This is a genomic window from Nocardia africana NBRC 100379 (genome assembly GCF_001612635.1).
GTDB classification, from domain to species: domain Bacteria; phylum Actinomycetota; class Actinomycetes; order Mycobacteriales; family Mycobacteriaceae; genus Nocardia; species Nocardia africana.
The window spans coordinates 205,515-219,956 of record NZ_BDAV01000011.1; the positions used below are offsets into that span (position 1 = coordinate 205,515).

A 14,442-nucleotide genomic window follows, 5' to 3' on the forward strand; every position below is an offset into this window, starting at 1 on the left:
GCGGCGATGAGCAGCCGATTGTCGACGCGACTGTCCCGTCTGCTGAATATGGTCCCGTACTTCCTCGCGAACCCGGGGATCAGTGCCCCCGAGGCGGCCGCGGAACTCGGTGTCAGCACCAAACAGTTGATGAGCGACCTCAATCAGCTCTGGATGTGCGGACTGCCCGGCTACGGTCCGGGCGATCTGATCGACCTGTCGTTCTCCGAGGAGAGCATCGAGGTCACGTTCTCCGCCGGGATCGACCGGCCGCTGCGGCTGACCTCGATCGAGGCGACGGCACTGCTGGTGGCCTTGCGCTCGATCGCGGATCTGCCGGGCATGGTCGATCCGACCGCGGCCCGCTCGGCCACCGCCAAGATCGAATCCGCCATCTCCGGCGAGGCCGGCCAGCGCAGCGAACCCGACACCGCGGAACCGGTCGAGGCGCCGGCGGTGACCACCGTGCGTTCCGCGCTGGCCGACGGGCGCGCGCTGCGGCTGGTGTACTACTCGGCGAGCCGGGATGTGGTGTCCGAGCGCGTCGTCGACCCGATCCGAATCGTGCTGGTGGACAACAACTCCTATCTGCAGGCGTGGTGCCGGCAGGCGGAGGGTGTGCGGCTGTTCCGGTTCGACCGGATCGAGGAGGCCACCGAACTCGAGGAGCCGGCGAACCCGCCCAGCCACGCCACCGAGGAGTCCGCGGGCCTGGACCTGTTCTCCGATGATCCCGCAGTTGCCTTGGCGCGCTTGCGCATTCGTGCCGACTACGGATGGGTGCTGGACCAGTATCCGATGCATCCGGTGGTCGTGCATCCCGACGGCAGCGTCGAGGCGACCATGCGGTTCGCCACGCTGGGCTGGATCGCGCGACTGCTGCTCGGCTTCGGTTCCGGTGTCACCGTGCTGGGGCCACCCGAACTGGTGAGCGCGGTGCGGGAACGTTCGGCCGCGGCGCTGGCCGCCTACGACCACGTCGGTGATCTCGGATACGACCGGAACATGGTCGAGGAGGTCGGGCCCGCGTGACGTTCCGGGTGACAGTGCTCGGCGCCGGAAGTATCGGCCTGTTCGTCGGTGGCAAACTCGCCGCCGCCGGCGCCGAGGTGAGTTTCGTCGGGCGCCCACGGTTGCTGGACGAGATCGGCACCCACGGACTGCGGCTGACCGATCTGGACGGCGGCGACGAGCGCGTCGCGGCGAGCGGCTTCCGCACCGAGACCGAACCGGACAGTGCCGCGACCGCCGACCTGGTGCTGGTCACCGTGAAATCGGCGCAGACCGCCCAGGCCGCGGCGCAACTGCGCGACCGAGTGCGCCCGGACACGGTGGTGATCAGCCTGCAGAACGGCGTCGGCAACGATGCGGCCATCCGGGAGGCGCTGCCCGCGGCGGTGGTCTCGGCAGGCATGGTGATGTTCAACGTCGTGCACAGCGGTCCCGGCCATTTCCATCGCGGCACCGACGGCACCGTGGCGGTGTCCGACGATCCGGCGCTGTCCCGCTTCGCGCCGCTGTTCGAGCGGGCCGGGCTGCCCTTGGACCGCCATTCCGATCTGCGCCCGGTGCAGTGGGCCAAGCTGCTGCTGAACCTCAACAACGCGATCAACGCGCTCTCGGGCCGGCCGCTGCGGGAGGAATTGGCCACCCGCGACTACCGGCGCTGCCTGGCGCTGGCGCAGACCGAGGCGCTCGCGGTGATGCGGCGCGCCCGGATCCGTCCCGCGCGGCTGACCGTCCTGCCGCCGCGGGTGATGGCCCGCCTGCTGACGGTTCCCGATGCCGTCTTCGAGCGGGTGGCCGGACGGGTGCTCGCGGTGGATCCGATGGCGCGCTCGTCGATGGCCGACGATCTGGCCCTGGGCCGGCGTACCGAAATCGATTGGCTCTGTGGGGAGATCGTCGAGCTGGGCCGGATGGTGGCGGTGCCCACCCCGGTGAACGCGCGGCTGGTCGCATTGATCCGGGCCGCCGAGAACGGCGACGAACGTCGCTGGAGCGGGTCCGACCTGCTCGCGGAACTGCGCGGGGCCGCGACCGCCGAGGCCACGGGACCGGTATCGCGCTGACCCGCGCCGGCATCTCGCCGGTCTCCGGGTGACGACGCGCGTAGTCGCCGGATCGGGGTCCGGTAGCATCGGACATACCACAGTCTTGGGAGGTTTTCGATGGGTTCATTGAGCCCGACGCACTGGCTCATCATTGCGTTGGTGATCCTGCTGCTGTTCGGCGCCAAGCGGCTGCCCGACGCCGCCCGGGGTCTCGGACGTTCCTTGCGCATCTTCAAGAGCGAGATGAGCGAGATGCATTCCGAGGGCTCGGCGAACGCGGGTTCTGCGAACACGGGATCGGCGAACGCGTCCGGCACCGCGCAGCAGCCGGCGCCCGCGGCCGAACTGCCGCCTGCCCAGCCGGTGAATCCGGCACCGCAGGCCGACAAGGATCGTCACACGGCCTGATCCGGTCCGTCTCGAGGCCGTCACCCCGGCAACGCCCGCGGGGTGGCGGTGCGATGGCGGTTGGGCGTTTCATCCGGATCCGGCCAGGTGATCAGCGAGGCAGTCACATCCATGCGCATTCCGTTCGACCCCCGCCGTAGCCGGCGCAGGACGAATCCCGACGGCACCATGTCGTTGGTCGAACATCTGCAAGAGTTGCGTTCGCGACTGTTGAAGTCGCTGCTGGCTGTGGCGCTGACCACGGTGCTCGGATTCCTCTGGTACTCGCATTCCTTCCTCGGCATCGAGAGCCTGGGCGACCTGCTGCGCGGGCCGTACTGCTCGCTGCCGCCGGAACATCGGGCGCAGCTGACCACCGACGGCGCCTGCCGGCTGCTGGCCACCGCACCGTTCGAACAGTTCATGCTGCGGTTCAAGGTCGCCTTCACCGCGGGCGTGGTGATGGCCTGCCCGATCTGGCTGTACCAGCTGTGGGCGTTCGTCACGCCGGGCCTCTACGCCAAGGAGCGCAAGTACGCGATCAGCTTCGTCGCCTCCGGTGTGGTGCTGTTCGTCACCGGCGCGGTGCTGGCGTACTGGGTGGTGGCGCATGCGCTGAGCTTCCTGATGGGGATCGGCAGCAATGTGCAGATCACCGCGCTCAGCGGTAGTCAGTACTTCGGATTCATCATCAAGCTGCTGATCATCTTCGGGGTCAGCTTCGAGACACCGCTGCTGATCATCGGGCTGAACATGGTCGGCGTGCTGACCTACGAGCGGCTCAAGAAGTGGCGCCGCGGCATGATCTTCGGGCTGTTCGTCTTCGCCGCGATCGTCACCCCGCAGGATCCGTTCTCGATGCTGGCGTTGGCCGCCGCGCTCACCGTGCTGTTCGAGGTGGCCGTGCAGATCGCCCGGCTCAACGACCGCCGCCGCGCCCGCCGGGGCGACAACTGGGACGCGCTGTCCGACGACGAGGCCTCGCCGCTGGCCGGCCCCGACGATCTGGACGGTGTGAGCCCGGTGGAGCCCGCCCAGCCGGTGACGGCGAGCGGACCGGTCTCGGCCGATCCGGCGGCGAAAACTCCGCGCCCGGTGTCGGACTACTCCGATACCCTCTGAGCGTGGGACAACCGTCGCTGACTGGCGAACTCGCGGCATTCGCCGCCGACCTGAAATTCTCCCTGGACCCGTTCCAACAGCAGGCCTGTGTGGCGCTGGAGAACGGGCACAGTGTGCTGGTGTGCGCGCCGACCGGCGCCGGTAAGACCGTCGTCGGGGAATTCGCCGTGCACCTGGCCCGCGCGGCCGGTGGCAAGTGCTTCTACACCACCCCGATCAAGGCGCTGTCGAATCAGAAGTACGCCGATCTGGTGGACCGCTACGGCCGCGACGCGGTGGGGCTGCTGACCGGTGATCAGTCGATCAATCCGGACGCCCGGGTCGTGGTCATGACCACCGAAGTGCTGCGCAACATGCTCTACGCGGGCTCGGACGCGCTGCACGCGCTGTCGTTCGTCGTCATGGACGAGGTGCACTATCTGGCCGACCGGTTCCGCGGCGCGGTGTGGGAAGAGGTCATTCTGCATCTGCCGCCGGAGGTGCGTCTGGTGAGCCTGTCGGCGACGGTCAGCAATGCCGAGGAGTTCGGCGCGTGGATGGAGACCGTGCGGGGCGATACCGCCGTCATCGTCGACGAGACGCGGCCGGTGCCGCTGTGGCAGCACGTGATGGTCGGGCGGCGGCTGTTCGATCTGTTCGATACGAAGTCCAGCGATCAGAAGATTCTCGTCGACGAGGATCTGGTTCGCTACATCAAACATCGCGAGGCGGCCGACCGGATGAACGGCTGGTCCGGGCCGCGCCATCGCGGTGGTCCGCGCCGTGACTTCCGGCCGCTGCCGCGCCCGGAGATGCTCGCCCGCCTCGACGACGAAGGGTTGCTGCCGGCGATCACCTTCATCTTCAGCCGGGCCGGCTGTGACGGTGCCCTCGCCCAGTGCCTGCGCTCGCGCCTGGATCTGAGCCGTCCCGACGACGCGGCGGAGATCGAGGCGGTGATCGAGCGCCATACCGGTGATCTGCCGCGCGCGGATCTCGATGTGCTCGGCTATTGGGAATGGCGAGAAGCGCTCTACCGCGGCCTGGCCGCCCATCACGCCGGCATGCTGCCCGCCTTCCGGCACACCGTGGAGGAATTGTTCGTCCGCGGGCTGGTGCGGGCCGTATTCGCCACGGAGACACTGGCTCTCGGCATCAACATGCCGGCGCGCACGGTGGTGCTGGAACGGCTGGTGAAGTTCAACGGCGAAACTCACGCCGAGCTGACTCCCGGGGAGTACACGCAGCTCACCGGCCGAGCCGGGCGGCGCGGTATCGACGTCGAGGGCCACGCGGTGGTGATGTGGCATCCGGATGTCGACACCAGCGCGGTCGCCGGCCTGGCCTCGACCCGCACCTATCCGTTGCGCAGCTCGTTCCGGCCCGGTTACAACATGTCGATCAACCTCATCGACCGGATGGGCGCCGCGCAGTCGCGGGAGTTGCTGGAGCGCTCGTTCGCGCAGTTCCAGGCCGACCGGTCGGTGGTGGGCCTGGTCCGCGGTATCGAGCGCAACGAGGCACAGGTGCGCAAGCTGCGCTCGCAGATCGGTGACGACGGATTCCTCGAATACCTCTCCCTGCGCGAGCGGATCAAACAGCGCGAACGCGAACTGGAACGGCAGGGACGCGCCGATCGGCGCGGGGCCGCGGTCGAGTCGCTGACCTCGTTGCGCCGCGGTGACGTGGTGGCCATCCCGACCGGGCGCCGCCAGGGCCTCGCGGTGATTCTCGAACCGGATGCCAGTCCGGGCGATCCCCGTCCGCTGGTGCTGACCGCCGACACGTGGGCCGGTCGCGTCTCGGCCGCCGACTTCCCGACGCCGGCTCAACCGCTGGGCCGGATGCGGCTGCCCCGCCACGTCGATCACCGCACCGCGCGAGCGCGCCGCGATCTGGCATCGGCGTTGCGTAGCACGGGAATCGCGGTACCCGGCCGGGCCCGGCGCGGGGGTCGCGCGCGTGCGGCCGACGATCGGGAATTGGCGACGCTGCGGCGTGCGCTGCGTGCTCATCCCGCTCACTCCCGGCCCGACCGGGAGCAGCTGGCCCGGCTGGGGGAGCGCTACAACCGGCTCGAGCGCGAGACCGAGTCGATGCGCCAGAAGGTCGCTGCGACAACGAATTCGCTCGCGCGCACCTTCGATCGGATCGTCGCGCTGCTGAGTGAGCGCGGCTATGTCGACGGCGGGGAGGTCACCGCCGACGGCCGGCGGCTCGCCCGGATCTACACCGAAGCGGATCTCGTGGTGGCCGAATGCCTTCGGCAGGGGCTGTGGCGCGGGCTCGGCGCCGCCGAACTCGCGGGCGTGGTGTCGGTACTGGTCTTCGAGTCGCGGCAGGAGGGCGGCTACCTCGGCCCGGCCGGTCCGACCGAACCGGTCCGGCGCGCGGTCGGCGCCACCATCGGCGTGTGGAGCCAGCTGCGTACCGACGAGGCACGGCACAAACTGCCGCCGACCCGGGAACCGGATCTGGGCTTCGTCACCGGCATCTACAAATGGGCCCGCGGCGATGGATTGGCCGAATCGTTGCTGGCCAGTGGCGATCAGGGCAGTGCGTTGTCGGCGGGTGACTTCGTACGCTGGTGCCGGCAGGTGATCGATCTGCTCGACCAGATCCACCAGACCGCCGACGACACCGAAGTCGCCGCCACCGCCGCCAAGTCGGTGCGTGCCATCCGGCGTGGCGTTGTGGCGGTGGACGCCGCGTAGCGCGCGGGGCTGTGATTGGATGACTACCGGTACCGACCGTGGTGAGGGCCTGATCACCTCACGCGGGGGGATGTGAGACGACGAGTGCGAGTGGAGGCAGGCACATGAGCGGCCCGTACGGACCGAACGAGACCCCTGGCCCAGGGGAGGGCCACAGCGGCGATCCGGCCCAGCAGTGGTCGGGGCAGCCGCAGCCCGGCCAGTCCGGACCGGCGCCGCAGTGGGGTGGCCAGCAGCCGCAGCAGCCCCAGTGGGGTCAGCCCGCACCCTCGCAGCAGCAGTGGGCGCCCCAGCCGCAGCAGCCGCAGCAGCCGCAATGGGGTGGCCAGAGCCAGCCGTCCTGGCCGCAGCAGCCGCCGGCCCAGGCGCAGCCGTGGGAACCGACCCAGCAGCAGTGGAGTCAGCCGCAGCAGCCGTCGCAGCAGCAGTGGGCGCAGCAGCAGCCCACGCAGCAGGGGTGGGCGCCGCAGCCCGACCAATCGCAGCAGCAGTGGGGGATGCAGGAACCGCAGCTGAGCACCACGCCCGCCAAGAAGTCGAAGAAGGGCCTGCTCTTCGGCGGTATCGGCCTGCTGGTCGTGGTGGTCGTCGCCGTGGTCCTCGCCTTCGTCTTCCTCGGCAGCGACAAACTGGACAACAAGGCCGTGCAGGACGGCGTGCAGAAGGTCCTCAAGGATTCCTACGGCATCGACGACGTCCAGAACGTCAGCTGCCCCTCGGGTCAGAAGGTCGAGGTCGGTGGCACCTTCGACTGCACCCTGAAGGTCGGTGGCGAGCAGAAGAAGGTCACCGTCAAGATCACCAAGGACGACGGCACCTACGAGGTCGGCCGGCCCAACTGAGCGTGAGACGGACCGACGGCCGTGCGAATGCCCTCGTGGTCGACGGCCGCCGGGACCTCACAGTCACGAGAGCACTTGACAGCCAATGCTTTTCGCGACGGTGACGATCAGGCGTTCGACGCGAGCGCGGCGGTCAGTCGCTTGACGGGGCTTTCGGCGTTGTAGGCGGTGGCGAGCGCGTGCAGCGCGTCCGGGTCGGCCGGTTCGGCGGGGAGTAGATCAGGGCCGGACAGTTCGACCTCGGCGTCGCGGACGACCCGCACCACGGGCGCTGCCGCCTTCAGATAGTCTTCGGCCGCAGCGAGTTTCGCGCGCACGCCGCGCGCCAGATCGGAGGCGGGATCGGCGACCGCGGCCACGAGCGCTTCGAGCGAGCCGTACCGCGAGATCAGCGTGGCGGCGGACTTGTCACCGATCCCGGCGACGCCGGGCAGGCCGTCGGACGCATCGCCGCGCAGCGTCGCCATATCGGCGTAGGCCGGGCCCGCATTCTCTTGCGGCACACCGTATTTCGCGGCCACCTCGGCGGGGCCCCAGAGTTCGGCCTTGGCCAGCCCGCGGCCCACATAGAAGACGTGGACCGGGGGAGCGTCGGCGCGCACCACCTGCAGCAGATCGCGATCACCGCTGACCACGATCACCTCGTTGTCGCGTTCGCGGGCGGCGAGGGTGCCGATCACGTCGTCGGCCTCCAGGCCGGCCGCACCGGCGGTCGCGATCCCGGCCGCCGCGAGCATCTCGGTGATCATGTCGACCTGCGGGGTGAGCGTGTCGGGCACCTCTTCGGAGCCGGGCTGGGCGCCCGCGGCGGTGTCGAGCCGGTGGGCTTTGTAGGAGGGCACGAGCTCGACGCGGAAGGCGGGGCGCCAGTCGAGATCGAGGCACACCACCAGGCGGCCCGGATTGTGCCGGGTGACCAGCGCGGCGACCATGTCGGTGAAACCGCGTAGTGCGTTCACGGGCCGGCCGTCGGGCGCGGTGATCTTCTCCGGGATGGCGTAGAACGCCCGGAACCACAGGCTCGCGCCGTCGAGCAGCAACAGTGGCCGGTCACTCGCACTGGGGGTGAGCATGGCGCAGACGCTACCGGGCCGCACCGACAATCCGGCCACGACCCGGTCGCGAACGTCGTGATCGTCCGGACCGTGTCCCGCGTGGCGGGTAACGTCGTATCGCATGAGCGCGCATACGGAGTCACGATTCGGTGCCGAGATCTACGGCAAGCGGCTGGAGCGGGCGGCGGAGCTGACCCGCGCGGCACATCTGGACGCGCTGCTGATCACGCCCGGACCGGATCTGCGATATCTGCTGGGGTCGGCCGCGCAATCGTTCGAGCGGCTCACCTGCCTGGTCGTTCCGGCCAGCGGCGAAACTCCGTCGGTCGTGGTGCCGAAGCTGGAGCTGGCCGCGCTGGACGGCTCGGCCGCCGGGGAACTCGGATTGCACATGGTGTCGTGGGTGGACGGCGTGGACCCGTACGGAGTCGTGAAATCGACGCTGAACGCGGGCGCGCGGGTCGCGGTCGACGATGCCATGCCCGCCCTGCATCTGCTCCCGATCGCGGACGCGCTGACGGCCATGCCGGTGTCGGCGACACCGATCATCCGGGAGCTGCGGATGGTCAAGGATGCGGCCGAGATCGACGCCCTGCGCCGCGCGGGTGCGGCCATCGATCGGGTCCATGCCCGGATGGGTGAGTGGCTGCGGCCGGGCCGCACCGAGGCCGAGGTCGCCGCCGACATCACCGCCGCGATCGTGGCGGAAGGGCACGACCGCGCCGATTTCGTGATCGTCGGCAGTGGACCCAACGGCGCCAATCCACACCACAGCCATTCCGACCGGATCATCGAAGCCGGTGACGTGGTGGTCATCGATATCGGCGGTCCCGTCGAGCCCGGGTATTTCTCCGATTCCACCCGCACCTACGTCCTGGGCGAGCCCGATCCGGAGATCGCCGAACGCTATGCCGCACTCGAACGCGCGCAGGCCGCCGCGGTGGCCGCCGTGCGACCGGGCGCCACCGCCGAATCCGTCGACGCCGCGGCGCGGAACCTGTTGTCCGAGTCGGGTTTCGGTGAGGCCTTCATTCACCGCACGGGCCACGGCATCGGGCTGTCGGTGCACGAGGAGCCCTACATCGTGGCGGGCAACGAGACCGTGCTGCGTCCGGGGATGGCGTTCAGCGTCGAGCCGGGCATCTACTTCGGCGGCGAATGGGGTGCTCGCATCGAGGACATCGTGGTGGTCACCGAGGACGGCGGCGAATCGGTGAATCGGCGTCCGCACGGCCTGACCGTGCTGTAAGGCCTGGTCGGCGCCGGTGTCGTTCAGCCGCGCAGGGTGCTGCTCGACAACACCCGCGCGACGCGCACCGCGATGACCACGCGCTGCGGGTTCTCGCGCGGGGTGCGGTAGCGCTCGGCGTAGCGTGCTTCCGCCTCGGCGACCCGGTCGCGATCGGTCCAGACCTCGGCCGGGCCCTCGAGGGTGAGCCAGCGGGGGCCGTCGACCTGGCTCAGCGCCGCGTAGCCGCGCCGGTCCGCGTTGCGCGCCTTGGTGCTGGGACCGCTGGTGATCACCCGCGCGATACCGGCCTCGGGATCCCAGGTGAAGCCCACCGCGACGACGTGTGGAGTACCGTCCGCGCGCAGTGTGGTCAGTGTGGCCAGATGCCGTTCGGTCACGAACTCCAGCGCGGTGGGAGACAGGTCGATGCGCGCGGCCGCGGTACTCGTCATGGCTGCGACGCTAGCAACCGGCGCCGATGGCAGACTATGCGACATGGGTGTGCGTGAGGTCGACGACGGGGTGATCGTGCTGTTCGGCGGGCGCAGCGAGATGGGACTCGAGGTCGTCCGCCGGATCTGCGCGGGCCGCGAGGTCGTGCTCGCGGCGCGCCGCAGCGATCGGCTGGGGGAGGAGACCGCGATGCTGCGCGCGGCGGGCGCTCGCGCGGTTCATGCGGTGGAATTCGACGCCGACGACCTGTCGGGCCATCAGCCGCTGCTGGAGAAACTGGCCGCCGACCACGGCCGGATCGGGGCGGCTATTCTCGCCTTCGGGGTATTGGGGGATCAGGCCCGCGCCGAACAGGATCCGGCCGCAGCGGTCGCGGTATTGCACACCGACTTCGTCGCGCAGGTGAGCCTGCTGACCGTGCTGGCGAATCTGCTGCGCGCCCAGGGCAGCGGCCAGCTGGTGGTGTTCAGCTCGGTTGCCGGCGTGCGCGTGCGGCGTGCCAACTACGTCTACGGTTCGGGCAAGGCGGGGCTGGACGGATTCGCGTCGGGACTGTCGGATGCGCTGCACGGCAGCGGCGTTCATCTGCTGCTGGTACGGCCGGGTTTCGTGATCGGCCGGATGACCGAGGGAATGAGCCCGGCGCCGCTGTCGAGTACGCCGCAGCAGGTGGCCGACGCGGTGGTTTCCGGATTGCGCCGGCGTGCGGGCGAAGTGTGGGTGCCGAGCACCCTGCGGTTCGCCTTCGCGGTAGCCCGATGGGTGCCGCGGGCCGTCTGGCGCCGGATGCCCCGCTGATGTGCGCGACCACACCGTCTGCGGGCCGGAGCGTCGCGACGGCGGCCGGTGAAGGTATGACAGGCGAACAACCCGCTCTCGCAACCGGAGACACGCAGCACACACCGGAGAGCGATCGCGTGATCGCGGTGGTGGGCATCGGCGCCGACGGCTGGCCGGGGTTGAGTCCGCGCGTACGCGCCGAGATCGCCGGGGCCCAGGTGCTTTTCGGATCGCGCCGCCAGCTGGAGCTGGTGCCCGCCGACGCGACCACGGCGGATCGCCGAGCCTGGCCGACTCCGCTGTTGCCGGCGCTGCCGGAACTGCTTGCCGCGCATCGCGGTTCGCGCATCTGCGTCCTGGCCAGCGGTGATCCCATGTTCTACGGCATCGGCGTCACGCTGGCGAACATGCTGGGGCCGCAGGCTGTCCGGGTCTTTCCGCAGCCGTCGTCGGCCACGCTGGCCTGTGCGCGACTGGGCTGGGCGAGTGCGCACACACCGGTGGTGAGCATCGTCGGCCGCCCCCTCGAGACGGTGCTGCCGGAACTCGCCGACGGCCGGCGGCTGCTGGTGCTCAGCGCGGACGAGCATTCTCCGGCGCGGGTGGCGGAACTACTGCGGTGCAACGGTTTCGGCGAGTCGCGGCTGACGGTGCTGGAGCAACTCGGTGGTCCCGGCGAACGGATCGTCGCCGCCACGGCGGCGCGGTGGTCGCGGCCGCCCGGCGATCCGTTGAACATCGTCGCCGTCGAGGCGGTCCGTGATCCGGCCGCGCCCCGGCTCACCCGCCTGCCGGGTCTGCCGGATGCCTCGTACGGTGGCGACGGACAGCTGACCAAGGCGGAGGTCCGCACCCTGTCGCTCGCCGCGCTCGCCCCGACGCCCGGCGAACTGCTGTGGGATGTGGGCGGCGGGGCGGGCACCATCGCGATCGAATGGTGCCGCACCCATCCGGACTGTCGCGCAATAACATTCGAGCGCAGTGCGGCGCGGCGCGAACAGATCGCCGCCAATGCCGCGGCGCTCGGAGTGCCCGCGATCGATGTGCGCGGTGAGGCGCCCGCCGATCTGCCCGCAGCTGGTGACCCCGTGCCCGACGCGGTCTTCCTCGGCGGGGGGCTCACCCAGGACGGGCTGTTCGCGACGTGCTGGGACCGGCTGCGGCCGGGTGGGCGTCTGGTCGCCAACGCCGTGACCGCGGAATCGGAGGCGATGCTGCTGCGGTGGGCAGCGACGCACGGTGGTGACCTGCGGAAATTCCAGATCTACCGGGGCGAGCCACTCGGCGGATTCACAGCCTGGCGCCCGCATCTGCCGGTGGCGCAGTGGATCGCTGTCAAGCCGAACTGATCACAGCATCCGCCATGCTCGTCCGTAGTCACCCGTGACGGATATGACCAGAGCCGGTTGCGGCACTCGAAACATGCTGCGGCAGGCCGGGTTCGGTGACATGGGAGGCAAGTCCACCGGCGACGTTCGGTGAGACGGGCCCGGTCAGTGTTCGGAGCCCGCCTGTATCGGTGCGGCGGCCGCGGCGAGGGCGCGCAGCTCGTGGAAGGCGCGGGAGAGATGCGCGTCCAGACCGTCCGCGGGGTCGTCGATCCAGGCTCGGACCGCGTGTTGATAGGCGGCCCAGCCGGTCCGGGCGGCGAGGTCGGCCGTCCCGGTCTCGATACCGCGTTGTCGCAGCGCCTCCGCCACGGCGTCGGTGAGCACAGCATGTTTGGCCAGCTCGCGCTCGCGCAGCGCCGGTGTTGCGGCGACGACTTTCCATCGTGGATCGGAGAACGGGCGGTCGCGTTGCAGGTTTCGGGCCGATGTCCGGAAGGCGCACAGCAGGACATCGAACGGACTCGGTCCCTGGGGTGCTTCGGCGATCGCCTGCATCAGGGAGGTGCGGAGGTCGGCTTCGCCGTCGAAGAGCACCTCGCGCTTGTCGGGAAAGTGCCGGAAGAAGGTGCGCTCGTTGACCCCGGCCCGGGCCGCGATCTGCGCCGCGGTGGTCTGGTCGAACCCTCGTTCCCGGTACAGCTCGAGGGCGGCCTCGGTCAGGCGGCGACGCACCTCTGCTCCGCTTCGTGGCATCCTCCGAGCCTACCGCGTTGTGTCAGTGACTGGCATCACGTTGCGCCAGCGACTGGCGCTACGCGTAGAGTCAGTCACTGACACTAAGTAGCGCCAGTGACTGGCGCAAAATGGAGGTTCCATGCACGTCTTCGTCACCGGTGGCTCCGGTCAGACCGGACCCGCCGTCGTCACCGAGCTGATCGCCGCCGGTCATACCGTGACCGGCTTGGCCCGCTCGGCGGCCGCGGCCGCACGGCTGGAATCGCTCGGCGCGACACCGCATTCCGGCTCCCTGGACGACCTCGACAGCCTGCGCGGCGGCGCGGCAGCCGCCGACGGCGTCCTGCACATGGCCTACGGGGGCGACTACGCGGATCCGGATGACCTCATCCGCCGCGACTGCGCGGCGATCGAGGCGCTCGGACAGCCACTGGCCGGCTCCGGCAAGCCGCTCGTCAGCACCTCGGGCACCTTGGTGACCAGGGCCGGGCAGGTCAGCACCGAGCAGGAGGCGCCGGATCCCGATTCGGTCGCGGCTTTCCGCATCGCCGGCGAGCAGACCTGCCTGAGTCTTGCCAAGTGCGGTGTGCGAGCCAGCGTTGTACGACTCGCGCCGACCGTGCACGGGCCAGGCGACTACGGGTTCATTCCGGCTCTCATCGCGGCCGCGCGCAGGGCCGGGGTCTCGGCCTACATCGGCGAGGGCGACAATCGGTGGCCGGCGGTCCACCGGGCCGACGCCGCGGTCCTGTTCCGGTTGGCGCTGGAGAAGGCTCCCGCCGGCAGCGTGCTACACGGCGTCGGGGAAAGCGCTGTCACGATCAAGAGCATCGCGGAGCAGATCGCGCACATGCTCGACATCCCCACCGCTTCGCTGACCCTCGAACAGGCCGCCGCACATCTCGGGAACCCGTTTCTGGCCCGATTCTTCTCCCTCGACGTGCCGGTATCCAGCGACCACACCCGAGCGCTGCTGGGGTGGGCGCCCGGCCACGCGACGTTGCTCGACGACCTGCGGACCGGCGACTATTTCACCCCGGAGGCCGGCGTCCGGGCCGAACAGGTGTGGCTGCCGCACGGCTCGCACGATCAGAGCTGACCTGCCTATATCCGTGGACGACCTCGCCGCGACAACGCCGCACGAGAATACTTGCGCTGCAGGGTCTTCCGGGTCCAGGCGACATGGCCGACCGGAGGACACCATTCTCAGCTCGAGGTTTCCGACAACGGGGTCCGGGCTTCGGCGATCTTGCGGTAGTCCTCGAGGATGCGGCGAATGGAGGGAGTCACGCGCAGCTCGCTGTCCAGCGGCGCCCAGGTGTAGGCGCGGTGGACGGACAGGCGGATGGGGTACGTGGCGGCCACGTCGACGGCGAAGTGCAGGCGCCGGACCGGTTTTCCGACGGGCGAGAGGTAGTCGAAAGACCCTACGTGGCAACGGATTCGGGTGACGAGCAGTCCAGTCTCGGTGGCGACGGCGCGCGTCACGGCCGCGTCGAGCGGCTCGCCGGGTTCGACGGTGGTGCCGGGGAGTTTGAGGGTGGCCTTGATGGGGCCGCTGTCGTCACGTTCCAGCAGCAGAACTTCCCCGCCGCGATCGATGATCGTGCCGATTCGTAGTGCGACACCGTCCTTTTCGGCGCGTTCGTACAGTTCGTCGAGCATGGATGTAGAGATCATCCGACTCACCAACCCTCGATCGGTGCACCACCCGGGCAGTACAGTGATGACCCATTATTGCGGATGAACGTGGCCGCGTATGACGGGAAGGCATCCGTGC

14 protein-coding genes are annotated in these 14,442 nt (G+C 69.7%); 10 read left to right on the forward strand and 4 right to left on the reverse strand.

Annotated elements, in window-relative coordinates; all coding sequences use genetic code 11:
* Window positions 1-6 precede the first annotated feature (6 nt).
* From NA3_RS20040 to NA3_RS36120, 6 genes are all read left to right on the forward strand, one after another.
* Complete coding sequence (locus NA3_RS20040; protein WP_062965139.1) at window positions 7-1,011, forward strand: helix-turn-helix transcriptional regulator; 1,005 nt, start codon at window positions 7-9, stop codon at window positions 1,009-1,011.
* The gene (locus NA3_RS20045) at window positions 1,008-2,051 is read left to right on the forward strand and encodes a 2-dehydropantoate 2-reductase (RefSeq protein ID WP_062965140.1); all 1,044 of its coding nucleotides are present in this window, start codon (window positions 1,008-1,010) and stop codon (window positions 2,049-2,051) included. The genes NA3_RS20040 and NA3_RS20045 overlap by 4 nt, the downstream gene beginning before the upstream one ends.
* Before the next feature lie 99 nt (window positions 2,052-2,150).
* Window positions 2,151-2,441: a Sec-independent protein translocase subunit TatA gene (gene tatA, locus NA3_RS20050; protein WP_062965141.1), complete on the forward strand. Its 291-nt coding sequence runs from the start codon at window positions 2,151-2,153 to the stop codon at window positions 2,439-2,441.
* A gap of 111 nt (window positions 2,442-2,552) precedes the next feature.
* Window positions 2,553-3,542, forward strand: a complete 990-nt coding sequence (gene tatC / locus NA3_RS20055; protein ID WP_062965142.1) for a twin-arginine translocase subunit TatC — start codon at window positions 2,553-2,555, stop codon at window positions 3,540-3,542.
* Window positions 3,539-6,235, forward strand: coding sequence for a DEAD/DEAH box helicase (locus tag NA3_RS20060; RefSeq protein WP_062965381.1), 2,697 nt, complete (start codon window positions 3,539-3,541; stop codon window positions 6,233-6,235). Before tatC ends, NA3_RS20060 begins: the two co-directional genes overlap by 4 nt.
* A 104-nt stretch (window positions 6,236-6,339) precedes the next feature.
* Window positions 6,340-7,077 carry a DUF4333 domain-containing protein gene (locus tag NA3_RS36120; protein WP_084491696.1) on the forward strand — a complete coding sequence of 246 codons (738 nt, stop codon included), beginning with the start codon at window positions 6,340-6,342 and terminating at the stop codon, window positions 7,075-7,077.
* Window positions 7,078-7,184: 107 nt separating this feature from the next.
* On the opposite strand, the gene NA3_RS20070 is transcribed toward NA3_RS36120, so the two are convergent.
* Window positions 7,185-8,150 (reverse strand): 5'-3' exonuclease, encoded by a 966-nt coding sequence (locus NA3_RS20070; protein ID WP_062965383.1) that lies wholly within the window; start codon window positions 8,148-8,150, stop codon window positions 7,185-7,187.
* A gap of 103 nt (window positions 8,151-8,253) precedes the next feature.
* Here NA3_RS20070 and NA3_RS20075 point away from each other — a divergent pair, with 103 nt between their 5' ends.
* A complete protein-coding gene (locus NA3_RS20075; protein ID WP_062965143.1) occupies window positions 8,254-9,381 on the forward strand; it encodes a M24 family metallopeptidase in 1,128 nt (375 codons plus the stop codon).
* 23 nt (window positions 9,382-9,404) lie between these two features.
* Here NA3_RS20075 and NA3_RS20080 read toward each other — a convergent pair whose 3' ends face one another.
* Window positions 9,405-9,815 (reverse strand): TIGR03618 family F420-dependent PPOX class oxidoreductase, encoded by a 411-nt coding sequence (locus NA3_RS20080; protein WP_062965144.1) that lies wholly within the window; start codon window positions 9,813-9,815, stop codon window positions 9,405-9,407.
* A gap of 43 nt (window positions 9,816-9,858) precedes the next feature.
* Between NA3_RS20080 and dprE2 the strand changes: the two genes are divergently transcribed.
* On the forward strand, window positions 9,859-10,614 hold the full coding sequence (gene dprE2, locus NA3_RS20085; RefSeq protein WP_062965145.1) for a decaprenylphospho-beta-D-erythro-pentofuranosid-2-ulose 2-reductase: 756 nt from the start codon (window positions 9,859-9,861) through the stop codon (window positions 10,612-10,614).
* A gap of 56 nt (window positions 10,615-10,670) precedes the next feature.
* On the forward strand, window positions 10,671-11,945 hold the full coding sequence (gene cbiE, locus NA3_RS20090; protein ID WP_084491747.1) for a precorrin-6y C5,15-methyltransferase (decarboxylating) subunit CbiE: 1,275 nt from the start codon (window positions 10,671-10,673) through the stop codon (window positions 11,943-11,945).
* 144 nt (window positions 11,946-12,089) lie between these two features.
* Here the strand turns inward: cbiE and NA3_RS20095 are convergent, their stop codons facing one another.
* Window positions 12,090-12,680, reverse strand: coding sequence for a TetR/AcrR family transcriptional regulator (locus NA3_RS20095; RefSeq protein WP_062965146.1), 591 nt, complete (start codon window positions 12,678-12,680; stop codon window positions 12,090-12,092).
* Window positions 12,681-12,801: 121 nt separating this feature from the next.
* On the opposite strand from NA3_RS20095, the gene NA3_RS20100 reads away from it, so the two are divergent.
* Window positions 12,802-13,761: an SDR family oxidoreductase gene (locus NA3_RS20100; RefSeq protein ID WP_062965147.1), complete on the forward strand. Its 960-nt coding sequence runs from the start codon at window positions 12,802-12,804 to the stop codon at window positions 13,759-13,761.
* A 107-nt stretch (window positions 13,762-13,868) separates the two neighbouring features.
* On the opposite strand, the gene NA3_RS20105 is transcribed toward NA3_RS20100, so the two are convergent.
* Window positions 13,869-14,342 (reverse strand): NUDIX hydrolase, encoded by a 474-nt coding sequence (locus tag NA3_RS20105; protein ID WP_063917613.1) that lies wholly within the window; start codon window positions 14,340-14,342, stop codon window positions 13,869-13,871.
* Window positions 14,343-14,442 lie beyond the last annotated feature (100 nt).